The organism is Collinsella aerofaciens, assembly GCF_039752775.1.
Classification (GTDB): Bacteria; Actinomycetota; Coriobacteriia; order Coriobacteriales; family Coriobacteriaceae; genus Collinsella; species Collinsella aerofaciens_R.
Genome location: NZ_JBDMGT010000013.1, coordinates 11444 through 35052, shown reverse-complemented (window position 1 = coordinate 35052; position 23609 = coordinate 11444). Strand labels below are relative to the sequence as shown.

At 61.4% G+C, this 23609-nt stretch carries 20 protein-coding genes, 1 tRNA gene and 1 pseudogene; 13 read left to right on the top strand and 9 right to left on the bottom strand.

Annotated elements, in window-relative coordinates:
• Positions 1 to 13 precede the first annotated feature (13 nt).
• The 5 genes from gltA to glmU all read right to left on the bottom strand — a co-directional run bounded on the left by gltA (position 14) and on the right by glmU (position 6072).
• The gene (gltA, locus tag ABHR63_RS05085) at positions 14 to 1423 is read right to left on the bottom strand and encodes an NADPH-dependent glutamate synthase (protein ID WP_022094914.1); all 1410 of its coding nucleotides are present in this window, start codon (positions 1421 to 1423) and stop codon (positions 14 to 16) included.
• Entirely contained in the window at positions 1414 to 2253 is an 840-nt protein-coding gene (locus ABHR63_RS05080; RefSeq protein ID WP_006235793.1) for a sulfide/dihydroorotate dehydrogenase-like FAD/NAD-binding protein, read from the bottom strand. Before ABHR63_RS05080 ends, gltA begins: the two co-directional genes overlap by 10 nt.
• Positions 2254 to 2627: 374 nt before the next feature.
• Positions 2628 to 3257 carry an aminoacyl-tRNA hydrolase gene (gene pth, locus ABHR63_RS05075; RefSeq protein ID WP_006235792.1) on the bottom strand — a complete coding sequence of 210 codons (630 nt, stop codon included), beginning with the start codon at positions 3255 to 3257 and terminating at the stop codon, positions 2628 to 2630.
• A 224-nt stretch (positions 3258 to 3481) separates the two neighbouring features.
• Positions 3482 to 4468 (bottom strand): ribose-phosphate diphosphokinase, encoded by a 987-nt coding sequence (locus ABHR63_RS05070; protein ID WP_022094252.1) that lies wholly within the window; start codon positions 4466 to 4468, stop codon positions 3482 to 3484.
• 191 nt (positions 4469 to 4659) lie between these two features.
• Positions 4660 to 6072: a bifunctional UDP-N-acetylglucosamine diphosphorylase/glucosamine-1-phosphate N-acetyltransferase GlmU gene (glmU, locus tag ABHR63_RS05065; RefSeq protein WP_215673695.1), complete on the bottom strand. Its 1413-nt coding sequence runs from the start codon at positions 6070 to 6072 to the stop codon at positions 4660 to 4662.
• A gap of 196 nt (positions 6073 to 6268) precedes the next feature.
• Here glmU and ABHR63_RS05060 point away from each other — a divergent pair, with 196 nt between their 5' ends.
• The 4 genes and pseudogenes from ABHR63_RS05060 (at position 6269) to ABHR63_RS05045 (ending at position 9516) form a co-directional block, all read left to right on the top strand.
• A complete protein-coding gene (locus ABHR63_RS05060) occupies positions 6269 to 7156 on the top strand; it encodes an energy-coupling factor transporter transmembrane component T (protein ID WP_346964962.1) in 888 nt (295 codons plus the stop codon).
• Positions 7156 to 7752 (top strand): annotated as a pseudogene (locus ABHR63_RS05055) (energy-coupling factor ABC transporter ATP-binding protein); the annotation flags it as partial. The gene ABHR63_RS05060 and the pseudogene ABHR63_RS05055, both read left to right, overlap by 1 nt.
• Positions 7753 to 8132: 380 nt before the next feature.
• Positions 8133 to 8798, top strand: coding sequence for an ATP-binding cassette domain-containing protein (locus tag ABHR63_RS05050; RefSeq protein WP_346964963.1), 666 nt, complete (start codon positions 8133 to 8135; stop codon positions 8796 to 8798).
• A gap of 4 nt (positions 8799 to 8802) precedes the next feature.
• Positions 8803 to 9516, top strand: a complete 714-nt coding sequence (locus tag ABHR63_RS05045) for a DUF6580 family putative transport protein (protein ID WP_346964964.1) — start codon at positions 8803 to 8805, stop codon at positions 9514 to 9516.
• Between the two features lie 534 nt (positions 9517 to 10050).
• Here ABHR63_RS05045 and ABHR63_RS05040 read toward each other — a convergent pair.
• Positions 10051 to 10869, bottom strand: coding sequence for an exodeoxyribonuclease III (locus ABHR63_RS05040; RefSeq protein ID WP_346964965.1), 819 nt, complete (start codon positions 10867 to 10869; stop codon positions 10051 to 10053).
• Between the two features lie 113 nt (positions 10870 to 10982).
• Here ABHR63_RS05040 and ABHR63_RS05035 point away from each other — a divergent pair, with 113 nt between their 5' ends.
• From ABHR63_RS05035 to ABHR63_RS05020, 4 genes are all read left to right on the top strand, one after another.
• Positions 10983 to 11735 (top strand): NAD-dependent protein deacylase, encoded by a 753-nt coding sequence (locus ABHR63_RS05035; protein WP_195239922.1) that lies wholly within the window; start codon positions 10983 to 10985, stop codon positions 11733 to 11735.
• 95 nt (positions 11736 to 11830) lie between these two features.
• Positions 11831 to 13573, top strand: a complete 1743-nt coding sequence (gene folP / locus ABHR63_RS05030; RefSeq protein ID WP_346964966.1) for a dihydropteroate synthase — start codon at positions 11831 to 11833, stop codon at positions 13571 to 13573.
• On the top strand, positions 13574 to 14275 hold the full coding sequence (locus ABHR63_RS05025; protein ID WP_346964967.1) for a hypothetical protein: 702 nt from the start codon (positions 13574 to 13576) through the stop codon (positions 14273 to 14275). It begins immediately after the preceding gene.
• A gap of 250 nt (positions 14276 to 14525) precedes the next feature.
• Positions 14526 to 15722 (top strand): ATP-binding protein, encoded by a 1197-nt coding sequence (locus ABHR63_RS05020; RefSeq protein WP_346964968.1) that lies wholly within the window; start codon positions 14526 to 14528, stop codon positions 15720 to 15722.
• Positions 15723 to 15827: 105 nt separating this feature from the next.
• Here ABHR63_RS05020 and ABHR63_RS05015 read toward each other — a convergent pair whose 3' ends face one another.
• The gene (locus ABHR63_RS05015; protein WP_158554584.1) at positions 15828 to 16601 is read right to left on the bottom strand and encodes a type III pantothenate kinase; all 774 of its coding nucleotides are present in this window, start codon (positions 16599 to 16601) and stop codon (positions 15828 to 15830) included.
• 196 nt (positions 16602 to 16797) lie between these two features.
• Here ABHR63_RS05015 and ABHR63_RS05010 point away from each other — a divergent pair.
• A tRNA-Met gene (locus ABHR63_RS05010) sits at positions 16798 to 16874 on the top strand.
• Between the two features lie 105 nt (positions 16875 to 16979).
• Here ABHR63_RS05010 and ABHR63_RS05005 read toward each other — a convergent pair.
• The gene (locus ABHR63_RS05005; RefSeq protein WP_309321160.1) at positions 16980 to 17315 is read right to left on the bottom strand and encodes a helix-turn-helix domain-containing protein; all 336 of its coding nucleotides are present in this window, start codon (positions 17313 to 17315) and stop codon (positions 16980 to 16982) included.
• 165 nt (positions 17316 to 17480) lie between these two features.
• Here ABHR63_RS05005 and ABHR63_RS05000 point away from each other — a divergent pair, with 165 nt between their 5' ends.
• The 4 genes from ABHR63_RS05000 (at position 17481) to ABHR63_RS04985 (ending at position 20523) form a co-directional block, all read left to right on the top strand.
• Positions 17481 to 18278, top strand: coding sequence for a hypothetical protein (locus ABHR63_RS05000; protein ID WP_329964896.1), 798 nt, complete (start codon positions 17481 to 17483; stop codon positions 18276 to 18278).
• A 63-nt stretch (positions 18279 to 18341) separates the two neighbouring features.
• Positions 18342 to 19478, top strand: a complete 1137-nt coding sequence (locus ABHR63_RS04995; RefSeq protein ID WP_346964969.1) for a hypothetical protein — start codon at positions 18342 to 18344, stop codon at positions 19476 to 19478.
• Between the two features lie 417 nt (positions 19479 to 19895).
• Positions 19896 to 20249, top strand: coding sequence for a hypothetical protein (locus ABHR63_RS04990; RefSeq protein WP_346964970.1), 354 nt, complete (start codon positions 19896 to 19898; stop codon positions 20247 to 20249).
• A complete protein-coding gene (locus ABHR63_RS04985) occupies positions 20242 to 20523 on the top strand; it encodes a hypothetical protein (RefSeq protein WP_346964971.1) in 282 nt (93 codons plus the stop codon). The genes ABHR63_RS04990 and ABHR63_RS04985 overlap by 8 nt, the downstream gene beginning before the upstream one ends.
• 598 nt (positions 20524 to 21121) lie before the next feature.
• Here ABHR63_RS04985 and ABHR63_RS04980 read toward each other — a convergent pair.
• Positions 21122 to 22798, bottom strand: a complete 1677-nt coding sequence (locus ABHR63_RS04980) for a DNA primase family protein (RefSeq protein WP_346964972.1) — start codon at positions 22796 to 22798, stop codon at positions 21122 to 21124.
• Between the last annotated feature and the right edge of the window lie 811 nt (positions 22799 to 23609).

The window sequence follows — 23609 nt, the reverse complement described above, 5'->3', positions numbered from 1 at the left end:
GCGCTGTAGGTGATTACTCGCCCAGCAGGCTCTTGGTGATGGAGGCAGCGGCCTTCTTGCCGGCGCCCATCGCCAGAATGACCGTAGCGGCACCGGTGACGATGTCGCCGCCGGCCCAGATGCGGGGATCGGTGGTCTGGCCGGTCTCCTCGTCGGCGACGATGTAGCCCCACTTGTTGAGCTCCATCTTGCCGCCGATCTTCTTTGCGAAGGGGTTGGCGTTGGTGCCGATAGCCGAGATTGCGACGTCGCAGGGAATCTCCTCGATGGCGCCCTCGATGGGCACCGGGCGACGACGGCCGGACTCGTCGGGCTCTCCGAGCTCCATCTTCTGGACCTTGACGGCGCACACGGAGCCGTCCTCGCCAGCGACAAACTCGAGCGGGGAGACGAGCGGCAGAACCTCGACGCCCTCGGCCTTAGCGTGGTGCAGCTCGGCGCGACGGCAGGGCATCTCGTCCTCGGTACGACGGTAGGCGATGATGGCGTGCTCGGCGCCCAGACGCTTGGCGGTACGGACGGCGTCCATAGCCACGTTGCCGCCACCAAAGACGACGACGTTCTTGCCGTGCTTGGTGGGGGTGTCGTACTCGGGGAACTTGTTGGCCTTCATCAGGTTCACGCGGGTGAGGTACTCGTTCGCGAAGAAGACGTTGGGCAGGTTCTCGCCGGGGACGTTGAGGAACTTGGGCAGGCCAGCGCCGGTCGCCACGTAGATGGCGTCGAAGCCCTGCTCGAACAGCTCCTCGGCCGTGGCCATGTTGCCCACGACGGAGTTGTACTCAAACTTGACGCCCATGTCCTCCAGGCCGTCAATCTCGCGCTTGACGACTGCCTTGGGCAGACGGAACTCGGGGATGCCGTAGACCAGCACGCCGCCGCCGGTGAAGAAGGCCTCAAAGACGGTGACGTCAAAGCCGTTGCGGGCGAGCTCGCCGGCGCAGGTGATGCCGGACGGGCCGGAGCCAACGACGGCGACCTTCTTGCCGTTCTTGGGGGCCATCTTGGGCGTGGAGGCGAGCTCGGGGCGGTCACCCAGGAAGCGCTCGAGCTGGCCGATGGCCACGGGCTCGGACTTCTTACCACGGATGCACTTGCCCTCGCACTGGTTCTCCTGCGGGCAGACGCGGCCGCAGATGGCGGGAAGCATGGAGTCCTCGCGGATGGTATCGAGAGCGCCGCCGAAGTCCTTCGCGCGGATCTGCTCGATAAAGCGGGGAATGTTGATGTTGACAGGGCAGCCCTCAACACAGAACGGCTTCTTGCAGTTGAGGCAGCGCTCAGCCTCGGCCAGCGCCATCTCCTCGGTGAAGCCCTTGTCGACGGGGCGGAAGTCGCAGGCGCGCTCGGCAGCCGGCTCCTCGTTATCGGGGGTGCGGGGCGACTTCATATCGGCAACGAAACGACCGTTAACTAGTGGCATGCGCAGCTCTTTTCCTCATAGGCCTTGAGGGACTCGCCCTCTTCGGAACGGTAAGCGGCCTGGCGGGCACGAAGGTCATCCCAGTCGACCAGGGTGGCATCGAAGTCGGGGCCGTCGACGCAAGCGAACTTGGTCACGCCGCCCACCTCGACGCGGCAGCAGCCGCACATACCGGTGCCGTCAACCATGATGGGGTTGAGGGACGCGGTGATGGGGGTGTCGTATTTCTGGGCGGTGAGGGTCGAGAACTTCATCATCGGAACGGGGCCGACGCAGAAGACCTGGCTCACGGCCTTGTCCTGCAGCAGGCGCTCCAGCGGAGCGGTGACAACGCCCTGCTCGCCGTAGGAGCCGTCGTCAGTGGTGATGTGGATGTGGTCCTCGTCGAGGAGCTCGCGGAACTGGTCCTCCATAAGCAGGAGGTCCTTGGTGCGGGCGCCCATGATGGCGTGCACCTCGTGGCCGGTCTCGACCAGGTGCTTGGCGACCGGGAAGGCAATTGCCAGGCCGACGCCGCCGCCAATGACGGCGCAGGGGCCCTCGGCCATCTCGGTGGGAACGCCCAGCGGGCCCACGACGTCGCGCAGCGACTCGCCGGCCTCGTAGGTGGAAAGCATCTCGGTGGTCTTGCCGATCACCATGAAGATGAACTCGACCCAGCCCTCGTCACCGTTCCAGCCGGCCAGGGTAAACGGGACACGCTCGCCCGTCTCGTTGGCGCGAACCATGAGGAACTGTCCAGCGTGCGCATGCTTGGCGATTGCAGGCGCCTCGATGCGGAACTTGAACACCTTCTCCGAGAACTGCGTCTTCTCCAGGATCTTATACATAGAACCCCTCTCTTGTTAGGGCCGCCGAACCGTGCCTCCACGGAAATGGACGGTAGCCCGAATAAAACCGTACGCGCACAGGCGTTGTGCAGACATACGGTGCAAATTATACCCTCATGGACATGTCACTTACGTGTGTCTTCGGCGGTTGGGAGCAGGGTTTATCCACTTTGGCCTACCAAAGGGGGAGAGGTTTATTTTGGTCGGTTTTATCAGGTAAAACGGCAAATGGGGCCGGCCTCGGGTTGTGATGAGGCCGGCCCCATTTGGGGTGCTATGCATGTATGTCGGCGCGCGGTTGATTGCGATGCCGCAACTGGGGCGTTTCCGCAGGTAAAACCTGCCGAAATAAACCTGTTCCTAAATGATAGGTTTTAGTGCTTGCCGTTGGCGGAGGCGGCGCCGTTGACATGGTCGCGGGCATAGACCACGCCGTGCACGATCGCCAGGCCGGCGGCGTCGGCCGCGCGGGCGCAGGTGTCCTGGAAATCCTCGGCCTCGCGGGCGCGCAGCTGCTTAAGAACGTAGTCGGCGACGGCCATCTTGCCGGGAGGGTTGCCGATGCCGGTGCGGATGCGGCTGAAGTCGCGGCTGCCCATCTTGTCGATGATGGAACGCAGGCCGTTGTGACCGGCATGGCCGCCGCCCACCTTAACACGCACGTCGCCGGCGGGAATATCGAGCTCGTCGTGGATGACGAGCAGCTCCTCGGCCTTGATCTTGTACTCGCGGCAGAGTTTGGAGATGGGCCCGCCCGAGGTGTTCATGTACGACTGCGGCTTGACCAGTACAATCTGGCGCTTGCCGCCCTCTTCCTCGGGATCGTTGATGTTGATGAGCGCGACCTCGGCGCCTGCTTGGTTTTTCCAGTACGTGACGCCGGCCTGACGGGCCAGCTCGTCGATTGCTTTGAAACCAGCGTTGTGACGGGTCTCGGCATATTCCTCGCCAGGGTTGCCAAGTCCGGCAACCATGCGAATCTTAAGCGGCTGTGCAGCTGCCATATTTGTCCTTCCGTTACATAAAAAGTTTAATCAACGACAAAGGCTACCACGCCCGCCGAAGGCGAGGCTTTGCTTCAGCGAAATCCCACCAGACAAAAGCGCGGCCGCGGCAGAGCGAGCCGTCGGAACAGAAGAAACCCCCGCGCGACCTTTGCGAAGCAAGGGGGAGCGCGGGGGTTTCTTCTGTTCCGACGGCGATGCGCCGGGTTGCAAGGACGATGCGACTACAGCGCGAAGTCGCCGCCGACGAGCGTGGAGACGGGCTCCTCGTGGTAAACGGCGGAGATGGCCTGAGCGAACTCCTCGGCGACCGAGATGGTCTTGATCTTGCCGCCGACCTCGACGGGAATGGCGTCGGTGACGAGGCACTCGACGATCGGGGCGTCGTTCAGACGCTCGATGGCCGGACCGGAGAAGATACCGTGGGTGGCGCAGACGTAGATATCGCCAGCGCCCATAGCCTTGAGCTCCTTGACGTTGGCGCACAGGGTGCCAGCGGTGTCGATCATGTCGTCGTTGATGATGCAGGTCTTGCCCTTGATGTCACCGATGATGCCCATGACCTCGGCGGCGTTGTGGCGCGGACGGCCCTTGTGGGCGATGGCCAGGTCGCAGCCGAGCATGTCGGACAGCTTCTTGGCGGCCTTGGCGCGACCCACGTCGGGGGAGACGACAACCAGGTTGTCGGTGTCGAAGTGCATGTCGTTGTAGTACTGGCCAAACAGCGGCAGCGCGGACAGGTGGTTAACCGGGATATCGAAGAAGCCCTGGATCTGGCCCTGGTGCAGGTCGAGGGTGATGATGCGGTTGACGCCGGCGCGCTCGAGCAGGTTGGCGACGAGGCGGGCGGTGATGGGCTCACGCGGGCCGGCCTTGCGGTCCTGGCGGGCATAGCCGTAGTGGGTGATAACGGCGGTGATGGAGCGGGCGGATGCGCGCTTGGCGGCGTCGGTGGCGATGAGCAGCTCCATGAGCATGTCGTTGACGTTGCCGCCGGCCACGGACTGAATCAGGAAGACGTCGGCGCCGCGGACGGTCTCGTCGTAGCGGGCGTAAATCTCACCGTTGGCGAACTGCTTTAGCGTAAGGCCCGAAAGCTCGACCCCAAGGTACTCAGCAATCTTCTGAGCGAGGGGACGGTTGGAGGAACCGGAATACACGCGGATGGACTTGCGCATATTCTCCGACTTCTCGGGATCATTAATCGGCATTACCCTTCTCCTTTATATCGAATGCCATATAGATGCCTTGTTGCATTGTAACCGCGCGGCGGGGTTAATCGGGTCTTGATAACGTCTTTACCGTCAACGGACACGAACCGACCACTCATCCGGTTGCGCAGGTCACGATAGAAAAAGGAGCCGCCCCCATGGGAACAGCTCCTTAGATGCTTGGTAAAACGTTATACCTCGTCGTCCTCGTGCAGACGGCGGCGATAATCGGCGGCCCAGCCCTCAATATTTATCTGGCGGGCACGACCCAGGCCAAGTGCGTCTGCCGGGACCGGCTCGGTGATGACGGAGCCGGCGGCCACGAGCGCGCCGTCGCCAATCTGGGCGGGCGCGACCATCATGGTGTCGGAGCCGATGAAGGCATCCTTGCCGATGACGGTCTTGTGCTTGTGCACGCCGTCGTAGTTGCAGGTGATGGAGCCCGCGCCCACGTTGACGCCGGAGCCCATGGTGGTGTCGCCGATGTAGGACAGGTGCGGCACCTTAGAGCCCTCGCCGATCGTGGACTTCTTGATCTCCACGTGCGTGCCGGCCTTGGAGCCGTCGAGCATATGGGTGCCCGGGCGCAGGTAGGCGCGCGGGCCGCAGTCGACGCCGTTCTCGATGACGGCCTCGACGGCGATGGTTTCATCGATGGTGCAGCCGCTGCCGACGGTGGTGTCGGTGAGGCGGCTGTTGGGGCCGAGCTGGCACTCCTCGCCCACGGTGACGTGGCCGATCAGGTGCGTCTGCGGCCACACGACGGTGTCGCGGCCGATGACGGCATCGGGACCGATCCAGGCCTGCGTGGGATCGATGAACGTGACGCCCTCGGCCATCCAGTGCTCGTTGATGCGGTCGCGCGCGATGGCGGTGAGCTGCGCGAGCTGAATGCGGCTGTTGACGCCCAGGCCGTCGCGGTAGTCGTCGCAGTGGAAGATGGAGACCACCTGGCCGTGACCCTTGAGGATTTCGAGCATGTCGGGCAGGTAGTACTCGGACTGCGCGTTGTCGTTGCCGATCTCGTTAATGTGGGCGGCGAGCTGCGCGCCGTCAAAGGCGTAGCAGCCGGCGTTGCACTCCAGCAGCGTGGCGGCCTGCTCGGGCGTGCAGTCCTTCTGCTCGATGATGCGCTCGATCTGGCCGTCGGCGCCCAGCTTGATGCGGCCGTAGCCAAAGGGGTCGGGCGGGGTCATGGTCATGACGGTGCAGGCGAGCTCGCCGGTGGCGACGGTCTGCGCGAACTTGGCGACGGTGTCGGCGGTGATGAGCGGCAAGTCGCCGTTGAGCACGACGACGGGGCCTTGCGTGATGCCGCAGGCCTCGAGCGCGACCTTCACGGCGTGGCCGGTGCCCAGGCGCTCGGTCTGCTCGACGCACTCGACCTTGGTGGCGCTGTTGGCGTAGGCGCCGTCGATGAGGGCGCGCATCTCGTCGGCGTGGCTGCCGATGACGACCACGACGCGGCTGCAGCCGGCCTTGATGGTGGCGTCGACGATCCACTGAACCATGGGCTTGCCCAGGATCTTGTGCGAAACCTTGCAGTGGTTCGACTTCATGCGGGTGCCCTCGCCGGCGGCGAGGATAATTGCGGTTGCGTCCATGTGATCTCCTGTTACGTTATAGAGACGTGTGCTTGGAAACGATACACGGCGCAATATGATACCGCAGGCATATGTTGAGCGCGTAACGATTGGATTGCGGCGGTTGAGGCTTGCGCCGCCGGCGTGGCGTTTGCGCTGGCCGTGCATGGCGGCGGTGCTGCGGAGCTGTCGTTTGAGCGAGGGGACGGGGGTGCCCGTGGACAACATACGAGAGGAGTTTGGCGGCGAGCCCGTCGCGGCATTCTCGATGTCGCATCCAGCTGTGCCGGCGCTCTATATAGTGCTGACGCTGGGGCTCACCATGTTCTCGATGCAGCCGGTGCTGATTGCGCTGTCACTTGCGGGCGGGTTGGCGTATGGATTTGCGACGCGTGGGGCTGCCCGCACGCTGGGCGCACTTCGCTGGCAGCTGCCGGTGATTTTGATTATCGCGCTGGTCAATCCGCTGTTTAGCGCTTCGGGTTCGACGGAGCTGTTTCGCATCGGCGTGCGCGCGGTGTATCTGGAAAGCATGGTATACGGCCTGTGCATGGGTGGGCTGTTTGTGGCGAGCGTGCTGTGGTTTGAGGCCGCGGCGTCGATGCTCGAATACGACAAGGTACTCGCGTTGCTGGGCAACGCCGCGCCGGTGATCGCACTCATGATTTCGATGTGCATGCGGCTTATCCCGCAGTTTTTGCGCCGCGGCCGCACGGTGCTGGCGGTGCAAGATGCGATTGACGTGCCGGGGCGCGCGCCGACCGACCCCGTGCGCTCGCGCCTGCGGGCGTCGAGCGTGCTGATGGGCTGGGGCATGGAAGATTCGCTGGAGCGCGCGGACGCGATGCGCTCGCGCGGGTGGGGTGCCGCGACGCGTCGTACGACGTATGCGCGGTATCGGCTGGGGCGCGGCGATGTTGCCGCGCTGGTTGGGCTTGTGCTGTTTGGCGTGGTCACGGTGGCAGTGGCGTGGACCGCGACGACGCAGTATTCGTTTTATCCGCAGCTCTTGGTGCCGGCGCCGTGGCCGGGCTATGTCGTGTACGCTGCCTGGATGGTGCTGCCTTGCGCGTTGCACGCGATTGATGAGAAGAGGTTTGGCTGATGGCTCGGTTGGATAGGGGCCCGGTGTCGGGTGCGGCGTGCGGCCCGGATATGCCAGCGATTGAGGTGCGGAGCCTGAGCTTTGCCTACCCCGGGGCTGATGCTGCGGTGCTCGAGGGGCTTGACTGGTCTGTTCCCCAAGGTGCGTTTGCACTGCTTGTTGGCGGTACAGGTTCGGGCAAGTCGACGCTGCTGTCGCTGCTCAAGCCCGAGATCGCGCCGACGGGCGAATGCGCTGGCGAGCTGCGCGTGCTGGGCGAGCCCGTCGCCGACATGGATGTGCGGACATCGGCGGAGCACGTGGGTTATGTGTTCCAGGATCCCGAGAACCAGATCGTGTGTGAGACCGTGTGGCACGAGATGGCGTTTGGCCTGGAAAACTTGGGGCTAGCGCGCGACGAGATGCGCCGCCGTGTTGCCGAGACCAGCTATTTCTTTGGTCTGGAGGACTGGCTTCATCGCGATACCGATACGCTTTCGGGCGGTCGCAAACAGTTGCTGTCGTTGGCGGCCGTTCTGGCGCTGCGCCCGCGCGTGCTGCTGCTCGACGAGCCCACGTCCCAACTGGATCCCGTTGCGGAGAAGAATTTCCTGCACGCGCTGTTTCGTGTGAATCGCGAGCTGGGCTGCACGGTTGTTGTGGCGACGCATCAGCCGCGCCCAATGCTCGAATACGCGACGTGTGCGTACCGGATTGAGGGCGGCCGCGTGCGTGAGGTGGCGGATATGGCTTCTTTGGGACGCCGAGAATCGCTGTTTTCCGATGACATGTTGGGGTGGGGTGCCATCCGATGTGCAAAAAACGGAGTATTCAGCAGGCGTGAGGACAATTTGGGCTCTCTGGAGCCGCCCGGGGACGTATCGAGCGCGAAAAAAGTTCAGAATTGGACAAATCGTCCAAATTTGTGGCGCAAACGTCGCTCGAGAATGGCTCGGAAGCCTTCCCGCGCACGGATGGAAGCAGAATACTCCAAAAAATGCACGCTGGGTCGGCTACCACCCTGTCGGAAGGTTGGTTTCGCTACGATCGAGCGTCCGGCTGGGTGTTGCGTGGGCTCGATGCGTCGTTTTCGGCTGGTGCGGTGCATGCGATCGTGGGCGGCAACGGATGCGGTAAGTCGACGATGCTTTCGGTGCTGGCCAAGACGGTCAAGTTGCAGCGTGGGCATATGGAGCGCGGGGCGGCCTCGGCGGCGCTGCTGCCTCAGAATCCCAAAGCATTGCTGGTTGCCGAGACGGTTCGCGACGAGCTGATGGAATGGGCTTCGACCTGCGGATATGACGAGAACTTGGCGCAGGAGCGTGCGGCGAGCTTGGGGTTGTCGGGTCTGGATGGACGCCATCCGTACGATCTTTCGGGCGGGCAGCGCCAGCTGCTTGCACTGGCAAAGCTGCTGCTGATCGGCCCCGAGCTGCTGCTGCTTGACGAGCCCACGAAGGGCTTGGACCTGGAGAGCCGCCGCATCATCGCCCGCGCCCTGCGTGATCATGCGAAGGCTGGCGGCACCGTCATCATGGCCACGCACGATTTGGACTTTGCCGAGCAGGTAGCCGACTACGTCGCCATGATGTTTGACGGCGAGATTGCCTGCATGGAGCCCCCGGCCGACTTCTTTGCCGACAACGTGTTCTATAGGGCGTGATGGGATGACGGACTGTCGTTTCTCGTGCTTGCTTGCAAAACTGGAGATCCCGCTGTTGTTGGCGGTGCCGGCGGTGATGACTGCGGCGTTGCTGGCGGGTGTTGAGCAGGCAGCGTTGGCCATGCTGGTTGTGGTGGTGCTGGTGCTCGCGCTGTTCTTTGCGGGCTACGAGGTGTCGCGCCCGGGCCTTCGCCAGATTATGCCAACGCTGGTTCTGGCAGCGTTGGCCGCGGCGGGGCGCATCCTGTTTGGGCCCATTCCCGACTTTAAACCGGTGAGCGCCATCGCCATTATCGCGGGGGCGACGCTTGGTCGCCGCAATGGTTTTATGGTTGGCGCGCTGGCGGCGCTGACCAGCAATTTCTTTTTTGGACAGGGCATGTGGACGCCGTGGCAGATGTATGCCTGGGGTCTGGTGGGCTATATCGGTGGCGCACTGGCGCATGCGGGCGCTTTTGATCGCGCCGACGGCACCGTGCGCATGCCGGCGCTGCTGGCGTACGGCTTTGCGTCGGGCCTGCTCTATGGCGTCGTGATCAACGCGTATGACATTATTGGTTTTGTACAGCCGCTTACTTGGGCGGGTGCCGTGGCGCGTCTTGCCACGGCAGTGCCGTTCGATATTACACACGGCCTTGCGACCTGCGTGTTTTTGGCCGCCTTGTACAAGCCTTGGTGCCGTCGCATCAACCGCGTCGTCGTGAAATACGGGCTGTAAGGCCGGTTGCACCGGGGCGAGAATCAATACTGCTTTGGTGCGATTTCAAAACTATGACGGTTTACGGGGTTGGATTGACGCAGACCGACCATACCGGCATTTTTCGATAATTGGCGAGCCGTCTACCTGCGGTTTTAATTTGCTTGAGTTGCGTGTGGTTGGAGGTCCGCGATTCGGCCCCGTAAACCGGCATAGTTTTGGAATGGCCGGCTGATATGACGGGCATCGTGGCCCTCAGAGAGCCAAATTGATCCGTTTTCTTCCGTCCACAGGCGTCCCCAGGGAATCAGTTGACGGGGCGCGCCACGAAACTGGCCCATCTACTACGTTTAGCTTGATACCCCCGGCCATGACCGCGTTTTATAAAAAACCACAGGCTTTCTACCCGCGGTTTTCTTTTTTCGTTGTTCGCTGTGGTTGAGGGTAGTGGCTTAAACGTAGTAGATGGGCGTGTTTCGTGGCGGCTGTGCCGCGTGGATTCCCTCGCGAGGTGAAAATGATCCGTTTTCTTCGTCCCCGAGGGATCGTTTGGGGCTAGAGCTCTAGCGTGAGGGTGACGGGGCAGTGGTCGCTGCCGAAGATATCGCCACGGATACCGGTGTCGCGAACGTTGGCGGCGATCGAATCGCTTACCAGAAAGTAATCGATGCGCCAGCCTGCGTTGTTCTTACGGGCATTAAAGCGGTAGCTCCACCAGCTGTAGACGCCCTCGACGTCGGGGTTTGCCGCGCGCCAGGTATCGGTAAACCCGCCGTTGAGCAGCTCGGTAAACTTGCCGCGCTCCTCGTCCGAAAAGCCTGCGTTGCCGCGGTTGGACTTGGGGTTCTTAAGGTCGATCTCCTCGTGCGCCACGTTAAAGTCGCCGCAAGTTACGACGGGTTTGCCGGTCTCGCACTCGAGCGCGTTCAAAAAGCCGCGGTAGGCATCGTCCCAGGCCATGCGCACGTCGATGCGGGCGAGTTCGTTTTGCGCGTTGGGAGTGTAGACATCCACAAACCAGAACTTGTCGAACTCCAGCGCGCAGACGCGGCCCTCGGTCGCGGCTTGGGCGACGAGCTCGGCCGCCTCGCCCTCGCCGGCGTAGGGCAGCAGCGCATCGGCGCGCAGTACGCGCAGCGGTTCCTGGCGGCTAAAGACCGCGGTGCCCGAGTAGCCCTTGCGCTCGGCGTAGCTCCAGGTTTGGTGATAGCCGGGCAGGTCGATATCGACCTGGCCCTCCTGCAGCTTGGTCTCTTGCAGCGCCAGGATATCGACGTCGAGTTCTTGCGCGATCTGGATAAAGCTCGGGTCCTTTTTGAGCACGGCGCGCAGGCCGTTGACGTTCCACGAGGCGAAAGTGTAAGTCTGAGGCATGGTGTCCTTTCGACGGGGTTGGCAGGCTTAAGATTAACGCAACAAGAGCGGGGCGGAGTCCGCGAGTGATAGTGCGAACGCCGCCGTCCCGGAGACACGGACGGAGGACTCATATGACGCAGGCAATATCGGACCCCAGGCAGGCCTCCGCCGCGCTGGCGGATCTGTTTGACACCCACAAGCGCGTGGTCTTCTTTGGCGGCGCTGGTGTTTCTACGGCAAGTGGCATTCCCGATTTCCGCAGCGTGGACGGCCTGTATCACCAGCAGTTTGCCTATCCGCCCGAGACCATGCTGTCGCATAGCTTTTACGAGGCGCATCCGGCGGAGTTCTTCGACTTTTACCGCACCAAGATGATCGCGCTTAACGCTAAACCCAACCGCTGCCACACCAAGCTGGCCGAGCTGGAGCGCGCCGGTAAGCTTGATGCCGTGGTGACGCAAAATATCGACGGCCTGCATCAGATGGCCGGCTCACAGCGAGTGTTTGAGCTGCACGGATCGGTCCATCGCAACATTTGCCAGTCGTGCGGCGCGGTCTATAGCGCCGAGTGGATTTGCTCGCGCGAGCACGAGGATGCCGCGGGCGTGCCTGCGTGCCCCGCGTGCGGTGGCCGCATCAAGCCCGATGTAGTGCTCTACGAAGAGCCGCTCGACGAGCATGTGTTGACCGGTGCCGTTGCCGCCATCGCCGCGGCCGATGCCCTCATTGTGGGCGGGACCTCGCTCGTGGTGTATCCGGCGGCAGGCCTTACGCGATACTTTACCGGCGATACGCTGGCTATTTGCAATCTTGCTCCTACCGATCAGGATGCAAATGCCGACCTGCTGATTTCTTGCGACATCGCGGCCGCGTTTGCGTTCTAGCCCGCGCGCGCGGATACAATAGAAAGACTGAGTGCAAAGCGACCCCGCCGCCAGCTCCCCAGACTCGGCGGCGTGGGCATTTTAGGAGGATGTTCATGGCGAACGACAGCAAGACATGGCGGTGCGGAAAGTACGAGCTCAGCTTTGACCGTCCGCGCATCATGGGCGTCCTCAACGTGACGCCCGATTCGTTTAGCGACGGCGGGGAGCACTTCGACCCGGACGCCGCGATCGAGTATGGCCTGGCGATGCTCGACGCCGGCGCCGACATCATCGACGTGGGCGGCGAGTCCACGCGCCCCGGCTTTACCCCGGTCAATCCCGATGAGGAAGCGCGCCGCGTGCTGCCCGTGGTGCGCGCGCTGGCCAAGGAGGGCGCCATCGTCTCGATCGACACGCGTCATGTGGCGGTTGCCAAGGCGGCCGTGCGCTGCGGCGCCTCGATCGTCAACGACGTGACCGGCTTCACCGACCCCAAGATGGTCGAGTTTGTTAAGACGAGCACCTGCGGCGTCATCGTGATGCATGCCGGCGAGGTCGCCGCGCCCACCCGCACGCACGCAACGGTGCAGCTCGATACCTCGGCAGCGGCGTTTGTTGCCGAGAAGGCGCGCGAGGCGGCTGCCGAGGCCGCGCGTGAGGCCGAGAAGCCGGCTCGCCGCCGTCGCGGCAAGTTGCTGGGCGAGCCTAAGCCGGAGGCCAAGCTTCCGGGCGGCGTGGTGCAGCCCTCGTTGCCGTTTGGCGATCCGGAGCCCGCGCCGGAGCCTTCAAGCGAGCAGGAGACGCCGGCCGCCGAGCAGGCTACTGCCGCCGAGACCGTTGCGCCCGCGCCCGAGGCCACGCCCGCAGCCACCGAGGCCGCATCGGAGTCCAATGACCGCTTGGCCGCCATGATGCGCCGCAGCGCCCGCCGCGAGGAAGCCTACGTGCCTACCTCGCAGCTCCGCCGCTTCACCCTGCCCGATTCGGCGCCCATCATGCGCCGCGTCATGGGCTTTCTGTCCGACCAGGCCCGCACACTCATCCATGCCGGCGTGTCGCGCGACCGCATCTGCATCGATCCTGGCCCGGGCTTTGGTAAGTCGGCTAACGAGGACATCGTCATCCAGCGCGAGACTGCCAAGATGGCGTCACTGGGCTATCCGCTCATGTGCGCCGTGTCGCGCAAGCGCTTTGTGGGCGCCGTCTCGGGCGTGACCGAGGCCGCCGAGCGCGATGCCGCTACGTTTGGCGTGTGCCTGGGCGCCATCCAGGCCGGTGCCAACATCGTGCGCGTGCACGACGCCGCGGGTTTTGCGCAGTTCCTGAACGGTTACTGGGCGGTTGCCAAGCCGCAGCCGCGCCGCGCGTTTGTGGCTGTGGGCTCCAACCTGGGGCATCGCTGCGACAACATCCGCGCCGCACGCGAGATGATCGCCGAGATTCCACTCACCTGCGTGTCCAACTCCTCCAAGATTTACGAGAGCGAGCCGGCCTACGAGACGCGCCAGGACGCGTTTGCCAACGCCGTCATCGAGATCAAGACCGAGCTGGCGCCGCTGGTGCTGCTCGATGAGCTCATGAAGATCGAGGCCGAGCTGGGGCGCGACCGCTCCAAGAAGGCCAAGGCCAACGGTCCGCGCACCATCGACCTGGATCTGCTGTGGATGGATGGCGAGACCCACGGCGGCAAAAAGCTGCGCCTGCCGCATCCTCTCATTGGCGAGCGCGACTTTGTGCTGGTGCCGCTCGAGGACCTGATGCACGACCCAGCGCGGTTCTTCCGCTACAACGGTGTCGAGGTCAAGGAGCCCGAGGACCGCGTGGGCCATATCGTTGGCGAATTGGGGCGTATGTAGATGATCGAGATGAATGCTGTTGCCGCCGGCACCGAGCTCGACGCGGCGCGTAACGCGGGCCGCGAGGGCGTGTCCGCGGGCTGGTGCGCGTGGAGCGCGGGCGATGCTTCGCTGACGTTTTCGCTGGTTGTGCGCCCCGATGTGAACATGCATGCCTTCCACGGCCTGCCGTTTGTGGCCGCGATGGGCATGATGGACGCGCTCGTGGGCACGGCATCGACGCCGGGGTTGGGCCTTGCCGGTAAGGTGGGTATCCAGTGGCCGAGCGATATCGTGTGCGGTGCGCCTGCGTTTGAGACGTCGCTCGCGCGTGTTACCGTGAACGGCGGTGCCGGTGCTGTGGGCATGTTCGGTGCCGTGACGGTGGATATTGAGCGTTCGGCGTTGAGCGAGCTTGGTGTGGACGTGGCTGACGAAGCGCTGGTCGAGGCGCTCGCCGCCGCCGTGCTGGCCCGCGTGGACGCCTGGGCGGTTGTTGTCAACACGCCGCAAGGCGCCGCAGGGCCGTTGGCCCCCGTGTTGGGCGAGTACTTCGATATGGTGCCGCTGCTCGGTCGCCAAGTTGCGGCGGTGTCGCCCAACGGCTTGCCGCTTGCGGTCGGTGTGTTTGCGGGCCTGGACATCTGGGGTCGCGCGACCATCAAGACCGATGCCGGCGAGCAGGAGTTTCCGCCCGAGGCCGTACGAATTCGCGGGCTGTAGCGCGGGGCGTTCGCGCCCAAAGATAGACATGACAACAAGACCCTCCTCGGCCTGTGCCGGGGAGGGCTTTGCGTGACTGCGGGGTAGCACCTCGGACCTATTCCTCAAAACTGAAAATTTTTCGATTTTGAGGAATAGAATTAAGCCAGCTCGGGCTTTTGCGAGGTATATTCGTTGCAGAGCCTATTCCTCGAAACTGAAAAATTTTCGTTTTTGAGGAATAGCGATAAAAGACCGCAGGGAGGCGCCAATGAAACTCATCAATAGAACGTCATACATGGACATGTTGACGAGCCTTATTGGCGTGCCGGACATCAAGGTCATAACGGGCATTCGCCGTGGCGGTAAGTCAAAATTGCTCGAGGCCCTCCGCGATTACGTGGAGGCAAATCTGTCCAATTCGAATGTCATCCATATCAATTACAACCTTGACGAGTTCGAGGACCTGCTCGAATATCATGCCCTGCTCGCCTATGTAAAAGAGCATCGAGCGTCCGACAAGCAAAACTTCCTGCTTATCGATGAGGTTCAGATGTGCGACGGCTTTGAACGCGCGATCAACAGCCTCCATGCATCCGAGCAGTACGACATTTTCATTACCGGATCGAACGCCTTTTTGCTGTCGAGCGATCTGTCGACGCTCTTTACGGGGCGTACGTTCGAGATCGAGGTTTTCCCATTCTCGTTTGAGGAGTATCGTCTCTATGGCGACGAGGGCGATGTCGACCGCGACTTCGATGAGTACGCGAGAACCGGCGGTATGTCCGGCTCTTACCCTTATCCACTGCAGGAGCAGCGCTATCAATATCTCTCCAATGTCTTTAAAACGCTCATCGTGAGGGATATCGTGCAGCGGCATAACGTGAGAAACGAATCGGCGCTGCTGCGCATTGCCGATTACATGATGGACAACGTTTCCAACATTACGTCGGCACGCAACATTACTGATGCATTAAATGCGGATGGGCTAAAGATTACGAACAAGACGGTCGGCACGTACATGGGGTACCTGTGCGATGCGTTTGCCTTCTATAAAGTTCGTCGGTACGACATTCGCGGCAAAAAATACCTTAAGAGCGGCGAGAAATATTACCTGGCAGACCACGCGTTCAAATACGCACTGCTCGGTACACGTGATATGGATTGGGGACGCGTATACGAGAACATGGTGGCCATCGAGCTGCTGCGCCGCGGATACGAGGTATACGTCGGTGTGCTCTATAAAAAGGAAATTGACTTTATAGCAATCAAGCGAAGCGAGAAGCTCTACATTCAGGTGAGCGACGACATCAGCTCGGATAAGACATTTGAACGCGAGATTTCGCCACTGCTGAGCATTGGCGACGCGTACCCCAAGATGATTCTCGCCCGAACGCATCACGAGGCCACGGACCGCAATGGGGTGCAGATCGTGGACCTGGCGAGGTGGCTATGCGGCGAGGCGTAGCAGAAAGCCTATTCCTCAAAACTGATAAATTTTCGATTTTGAGGAATAGGACCGATGCGTTGCCTAGTTCGCCGCTCGCGTTCGTGCTCGACTTAAGCCCCTGCTCTATCCCAGCTCCTGCATGCGGCGGTAGATTTCGCAGATACCCTTGATGGTGAGCTGTCCGTCGACCACGTCGAAGGCGTCGGTCGAATCGGCGACGATGCTGGCGAGACCGCCCGTGGCGATAACGGTGGCGTCCTCGCGGCCCAGCTCGCGCTTCATGCGCGCGACTAGGCCCTCAGCCATTGCGGCGGCGCCCGTTACGGCGCCGACCTTGATGCACTCCTCGGTATCGCGGCCGATGGCGTGCTCGGGCGCCTCGAGCGGAACGCTGGCGAGCTTGGCGGCTCGGGCGGCGAGCGCGTCCATCGAAATGCGGATGCCCGGCGCAATCGCTCCACCAATGTAATAACCGTCCTCATCGATGACGTCGATATTGGTCGCGGTGCCAAAGTCCACCACGATTGCCGGCGCGCCGTAGAAAGTTTCGGCCGCAACGGCGTTAGCGACGCGGTCGGCACCTACGGCCTGGGGACGCGCCGCGCGCAGCTTGGTCACCGCGGCCGTCTGCGGTCCGATGACGATGGCGTCTGCGGCAATGCGGTCGGCCACGGCGTGCCATTCGCGCGAGAGCTGCGGCACCACGCCCGCAAAGGCGATCGCGTCGACCGCGTCGAGCGAAAGGCCGTACATCTTAAAGAAACCCATCAGGCGCACATGGATCTCGTCGGCGGTATAAGAGCGGTCGGTGGGCATGCGCCACGACTGCACCAGCTCGTCTCCGTCAAACAGGCCCATGGCCGTCTGCGTATTTCCCATATCGATAGCGAGCAGCATGTCTACTCCCAGTGTTGGCATAAAAGGACGCGCACCATTGTATACGCGTCGCCGACGGCACTCGGCTGCGATTCGTTTACGGTGATAGGGGCTGAGGGGTTTAAATATGAAGGAATTATGCTCCACGAGTTTTTCCTTGCCGTTTACCGAACTCCCGCGTAATATTCTTTCTTGCGCACATGAGGCGCCCAGACATTGCGGGGTGGAGCAGTCTGGTAGCTCGCCGGGCTCATAACCCGGAGGTCGTAGGTTCAAATCCTGCCCCCGCGACCAAAATTTCAGCCCTGAACTGGTAAAACGGTTCAGGGCTTTTTCGTTGCCTTGGGGCAAAAATGCCCAAAGTAATCTGTATGGTAATATGTATGAGCGAAAAAAGCCTTAGACCCTGCGTTTCGCCAGGCTATCTCTGAGCGCTCGGAGCACCTCAACCGCAACGGGCAACTCGTCAATCTCGAATGAATCAAGAATCTCTTGCACCTCGGCGGAAAGCTTCGCCTTGTCGGGTTTTGGGGCGTCACTGAGCAAAGCGTCGGTGCCTACCGACAGCTCCTCTGCAATCTTTGCGAGCACGGGCAAGCTCAGCTTGGTGTTGCCCGTTTCGATGTGGCTCATGTGCGTTACCGATATTCCAACTTTTTGCGCGAGCGCCTCCTGCGACAGCCCGCAGGCTTTGCGGTAACGCCTGATGCGCTGTCCTATGTCGAAGTATTTCATTTTAACCGCCCGTCAAAATCAAGTTGCCTTGAATCGTATGGGCGATTAGCCTCAAATATAATAAACTGGAAAGGCTGTATTTCATGCATGCAGTTAATGTTTGAGACCTCATTCTTACGAACGAGGCGAGAGCGTTAGTGAGTCAAAAAAACAGGAGGTAATGCGATGACGCCAATGAACGAGCAGGAAAACCTGCTATCGGGTATCACAATCGCTCATAACCTGATGCACCGCGTGGTCAGTCTTCAGCAACGCATCAACCAGCTCACCACTCAGTTTGCCGCCAAGACGGAAAAGAAGACTAAAAGGCACCCTGTTCTCTATGCAATCGGGGGCTTCCTTATCGCGTTCACGCTTATCACGAGCACGCCACTTAAGGTGATAACGTATCTCCCTACCCTTCCGTTCTTCTCGATGGGAGGCACGGAGCTTCAATTGGCGGTCTGGAATATCGTGAACCTCATCGTCTCAGCTATCATCGGTGCGATTCTATACAAGGTCATAGCGAAGACGGCGGACAAAAGCCGCTCCCAGAGAAATGCCGCGATTGACCAAAGCAACCAACGAGTTGAAGCCAACAACCAGGCCCTAGCCCAGAGCATCGAGCAAACCAAGCAGGAGATTTTCGCCGTACAGCAGCAATGGGCTTCGCAGGTCGCCCCGTGGTACCCCATGGATTACGACAGCATCGAAGCCGTGGATTTCTTCCTTGCTGCCGTGCGCAACCATCGCGCCACCACCGTACAGGAGATGGTCAACCTCTACGAGACCGAGATGCACCAGCGCCGCATGGAAGCGGGCCAGCAGCAGATTCTCAACCAGCAGCGCATCGGCAACATGCTGCAAATAGGCAACCTGTTCATGCAGGGGCAGATTCTCAATCAGGCCCAGCAGATAAACGCGAACACCGCCAGTGCGAGCGGCAACCTCGACTGGATGGCTCGCGCGATGGGAAAGCGCTAAGTAATGACGCGGTTGACATAACGAGGCAACTCGAAACCACCATGAAAGAAAAGGGGATGGATAATGAACGGATTATCCCAGTGGGCGCGCTCGCATAAGCCCCAAGCCGCAGCGATAGCCGCTGCGATCGTTGTTGCGATCGTTGTTGCGATAGCCGTGGCAAGTGGAGCGTTCGCAACGTCCGAGCAACAACCAGAACAGCAGGAGTCAAGAACTGTCGATGTGACCCTCAGCGTCACGGCCGACCACGGCTGGGACGAGAACTCCACGCCCGCCATCGCCCATATCGAGGGCAACGACGTGGACTTCTACCACGCGGTGACCCCTGATGCCGAAGGCAACAAGGGCACTTCCACGGTCGAACTCGCCGAGGGCGACTACACCGTGAGCTTCGTCAGCCCCGTCAACTCCGACGGTTCCGCGTTCGACATCTACGACACGGGCGCTCCCGTCGACATCACCGTCGACGCCGACGCGAAGACCGCACCTGCCGTCAACTGCCCCATGGCGCAGATTCCCGCCGACAAGGTCACCGATGACATGCTCGCCGACATCGTCAACAAGACCAAGGACGCCATCAAGAAGGGTGACGAGACCCTGAAGGGCGATGCGGGCACTGGCATCCTCGATAAGCTCGACGGCAACGTAGCCAAGAACCCGAACGCGAGCGACAAGACCAAGCAGGAGGCAACTGACGCCGACAAGGACGTCGATGTCAACGACAAGCCTGCACAGACGACGCCGTCTGCCAAGAATGACAACAACGCCAAGGCCGACAGCAACGCTGGTTCCCAGCCTTCCAACAACGGTTCTTCGAACGCTGGTTCTGCTTCCAGCAAGCCCTCCCAGTCCAGCCAGCCTTCCAAGCCTGCCCACACGCACACTTGGGTGAACCACACGGCCACCCGCAATGTCTGGGTAAGCAACTGGGTCGACGTGCCAGACTACAGTACTCAGCAGGTCGCTGTCGGTACCAAATACATCTTCTCTTACGACGGCTATACCACTACTAGCGACGCCGACGCCGAGTCACACGCTGTAGCACTCATCAAGCAGGGTTTGCCTGATAACTACCGTATGGAAACTGTTTACGAGACCCAGACTGTCCAGACTGGTTCCCACAAGGAAGACCACGGTACCAACAAGACCGAAACCTACGTGGACTACGTGTATTGCAGTTCGTGTGGTGCTCGCCAGTAGCCCATCACGGCACGTGCTGTGTTCGGGCATAGCCCTCACAGACCCGCGCGCTCCCTTTCGGTCGCGTGCAGGTGTCCGTTTCCCGAACAAGGGGAGCATCCGCATAACGGGTGCTCCCCTTGTTTTTTGCCCAGATGCTCCGGAATACCGCGAAACAGGATCAGCAACAGCGCACCGGCCTTTGAAGGGCTTTTCGAGGTCTTTCGGTGGGCTGTTCTGAGACCTTTTCGCGCCCCTGTCCGAACAAAGCCCCTGCGAAGGTCTTTCGCTGGGCTGTGCTGAGCCCATTTCGCGCCCCTGCCCGAACAGAGCCCCTGCGGAGGTCTTTCGAAGGTCTTTCGCTGGGCTTTGGATGGGCATGCGTGAAAGACGCCTGCGGCGTCGGGTGCCTCTGAAACGGAGATAAGGAGGTACACGATGGACAGGGAGCGTCTTGAACCCAGCAGCCCCCAGGAGGAGGCCATGTGGAGGGCGCAGGTGCTCAGGCGCACCGCCCGCATCTGCTCGGCGAAGGCCAAGGAGCTTGAGCGCATGGCGAAGGTGGACGGCAACGCCCCCATGCGCGACAGCGGCACCCTGAAGGACGTGCTCAGGCGCATCGACAACGTGATGGAGTGGCGGTTCGTGAACGCTCTGGGCGAGGTCGTCCTCGACGGGGACATGCTCGCGGAGAGCATCGACTGCGAGGCCCTGCGCACCATGCGCTACTGCGTGGCTGAATGTCTCAAGCGAATCGAGGAGCGGGAAGCGGAGGGGAAAAGCGATGAGTGACTACGGCATCAAGACCTACGCCGACCTCGCCGAGACGTGCGGGAACATGGTGCTCGCAAACGAGATGGCAAAACGCCCGCTTGAGCTTGTAAGTGGGGACTGGGCGCCATGGGAGGAGATTTTCCAGTGGTACATCATACAGGACCCGTCGTTTGTCATGGGGCACACGGGCGAGCCGGTGTTCTACGACGAGGAGCTTGACCTGTACGTCCTTGGGGTAAATCATCTAGGCACGGCTTGGCAGCCCGTGCCCGCTCCGACAATCTACGACTGAAAAGACGCCGAAGGGCGCAGCGAAACAATCGCTGCGCCCTTTATTTTTTTTTCTTCGCGGACACTCAAGACGCACTTTCTACACGTCGTCACTTTACGCCTGGACTTGTAGAAAAACTCCGAGAAGATTGCCCCGTTTATGGGGCTTGCCGAAGCGCTTTCTACAACTGTCGCAATTTTCGACAAATTCAACCCCTGAAACACGCCTTGTTTTCTACGGCGTTTCACGCCATATATCAGGAGAAATCGCCTTGGCTCCCTCCGCTATACGCTTCGGGGGCAAAAAAGGCAAAAGGGCATAAGGGGGACTGACGCAGCGTGCGCTGCGGTCGGCATAGCCGACAGTCTCCCTCGATGCGACCTTAGGGTCGCAAACGCTGCGAGCGCAAGGCGCTCGCAGATGCCGTCTCAGGACGTACGCCAGCGGGCTTGGGTGCCGGCGGAGCGCCACATGAAAAGGGACGGAGGCGAAAAGCCGTCCGTCCCTATCGAGACAGTGGATGCCGCCGTGATCGAAGCGACTACCCCTGCGGTGCGGGGCAGATCGCTTCGCTTTCGCGGCGGCCTGCATCATGAGGTTCAGCGGGCTGCGGGTTGGCTTACGGCTCGCCTTGCGGGACGTCTCGCACCAGCCCCTCGTATCGCTCCTTGATGCTGGCGGGCATGCACCGGCGGTCGGTGTCGGACCCGCAATAGGCTCTGTTCATCCACTCGGTCACTTCGTACTCCAAGATGAGCGGTTCGGGCCAGCCCATCTTTGAGGGGGCGCGGACGGGGTTTTGGGTGGAGCTCCATCCGATGCCGTGCTGGGGCAGGAGCGCCTTGACCTCCTTGACGAAGACCTGCTTGGACTGAACCCTTCCCGAGGGGTTGTTGCGCCGCGACCAGTGACGGTACAGGTCGTGGAGGAACTGCCAGGGGAGCAAATCCCAAGTGACTTGCGGCAGGATGTCGTCGAGGAACTGGCGCACGGGGTCGTTCACCTCGCGATACTCGGCAAGGAGCCTGCACGTCGCCTCGGGGGCGTCAAGCTCGTAGTAATCGGTCTTTGCGAGGATGCGGTGGAGCACGTATTCGAGGACTTCGGGTCGGTTCAGGTAGTCGCCCTTGATGTACTTGCGCTCGCAGCCCTCGAAGCGCTTCTCGAAGGGAATCACCAGAAGGCGGCGGTACAGAGACTCCGACTTGTCGCGAAGCTTCGGCAGCGAGTTGATGCACTGAATCATGAAGCCTCGGAACTTCACCGAGCGCGGGTCTTTGAACTTGCGGTTCATCAAGAACGGGTCTCCCGTGATGATGGACTTGAGCGCCGCCGCATCGTCCAGGTAGGTGCCCGTGTCGTTCTCGTCGGTGATGATGGCGGAGACGCGCGTGAGGGATTCGAGCTTGAAGTCGTCCCCGAACGCCTTGATGGGGATGGACGCCCACGCCCCCTTGCCGCAGAGGTTGCGGGCGAGGGTGCAAAACGTCCCCTTGCCGTTGTTGCCGAGGGTCGAGTGCAGCCACGCGCTCTTGTTCCAGTCGACGTTGGGGCGCACGACCGCACCGAGAACCTGCCAAAGAAGCTCCACGACCTTGGGGTCGTCGGAAAGCTCGTCCATCCACGTCACCACGTCCCAGTCGGTGCCGTCCTCGTTGTTGCGGATGACGGGATTGGGGGCGTCTTCCACGAAGTCCGTCCCGATTTTGGAGGTGAACACCAGCTCGGGGTCGAAGTCCATGAGAATCTTGTTGCCATAGTCGTACAGGCCGTTGTTCACGGCGACGAGGTCGGGTTTGGTGCAGGGGGACACCACCTCGCACACCGCGCGCAAGATCGCAACGACCTCATCGACGTTGCGTTTGCTGATCGTTGCGTCATAGCGGCGGATAAGCCGCGTGAGGTTGTCGCTTCTGGTGTCGTAGACGCCCTTGGCGTCCCCCTCCGACTGGTACACGCCCACGTCGTAGTTTCCGTCCCCCTCGTCTGCCGCCCAGCAGATGAGCTTGGCGTGGTGGAGCCACTTGATGGCAAGCGCAATCTGGAGGGGCAGAAGCTCCCTGAGCTTCTTGAGGCGCTCTCCCGGCGGCTTCTGGTCGGGGTAGGCGTCCTTCAGTTTTGCGCCGATTGGGGCATTTTCGTCACGAGGACCGAGGTTGTACCTCTCAATGGCGTTGTTGGTGGCTTGGAGCAGCTCATTCTCAATGGTTTCTGGGGACGGGATGCTGTCCATGTCGATGCCCCCAAGATAGTCTTCGGTCACGGTTCTTATAAGCTCGTTATACGTCTGTCCCATGGCTTCTCCTCCGAATCTTTCGCGGTGTTTTTAGAATGTTTTACCGTGACATTCGGTGACTGAGAAGACCTCGTTATCTGCAAAAGCGCAGGTAGAAGGGCTTTCTGTTCATAAATGAGCGGAAAGTCGGTGTGCTGTTTTCGTGAAGTGAGGACGCCGCGGCGGAGAAGGTGGCGCACGGCAGGTTTGGCAGGTGCGCGGCAGGGGTCGGCGCGGCGACTTCCTGCCGCCCTTCCTTCTGAGGCGATGGGGGCTGAGAGGGCGCTGGCAGTCCTGGCAGCCTAAATAGTACATGGACACAGGTAAGACCGTCCCCTGCCTTTTCGTGTACGTCTTCTTCCACCGCTACCCGTTTTGCGGTGGCGGGAGGGGCTGCCAGGGTTGCCAGTCCCGCGTTGCGAGCCTGCGGGCGGGGGTTTGGGATGGCAGTTCGGGCCTGAAAAGCCCTGCCGCAAGACTGCCGCGAGGCCGCAACGGCGTCGCCCCGATCATGCAACGACGGGATGAGGAGCGTGCGAGCGTGCGTTGCAAGTGCGGGGCTTGCCCTGCCGCTTATGGTGACTTTATGGAACTGTTTTCCGAAAAACGCGGCGTGAAAACGGGCGCGTCTCTCTCGTTGCCCTCAGCATCGGTCTTCCCGGGCGATGTGCCTAAAATCAAGCGACATTTTCCCCGTTTGGCAAGAATGGCACAGCGGGGTAAGATGTCATCAGGCCGTTTGAGGCCTCGTGCTCTGGCGCTTCCGTCTTCTCGGAGCGCTAACCACTGGATGCAGGTGGCGTCTCCCATGACGCCTTAAGAGGCTGCCTCG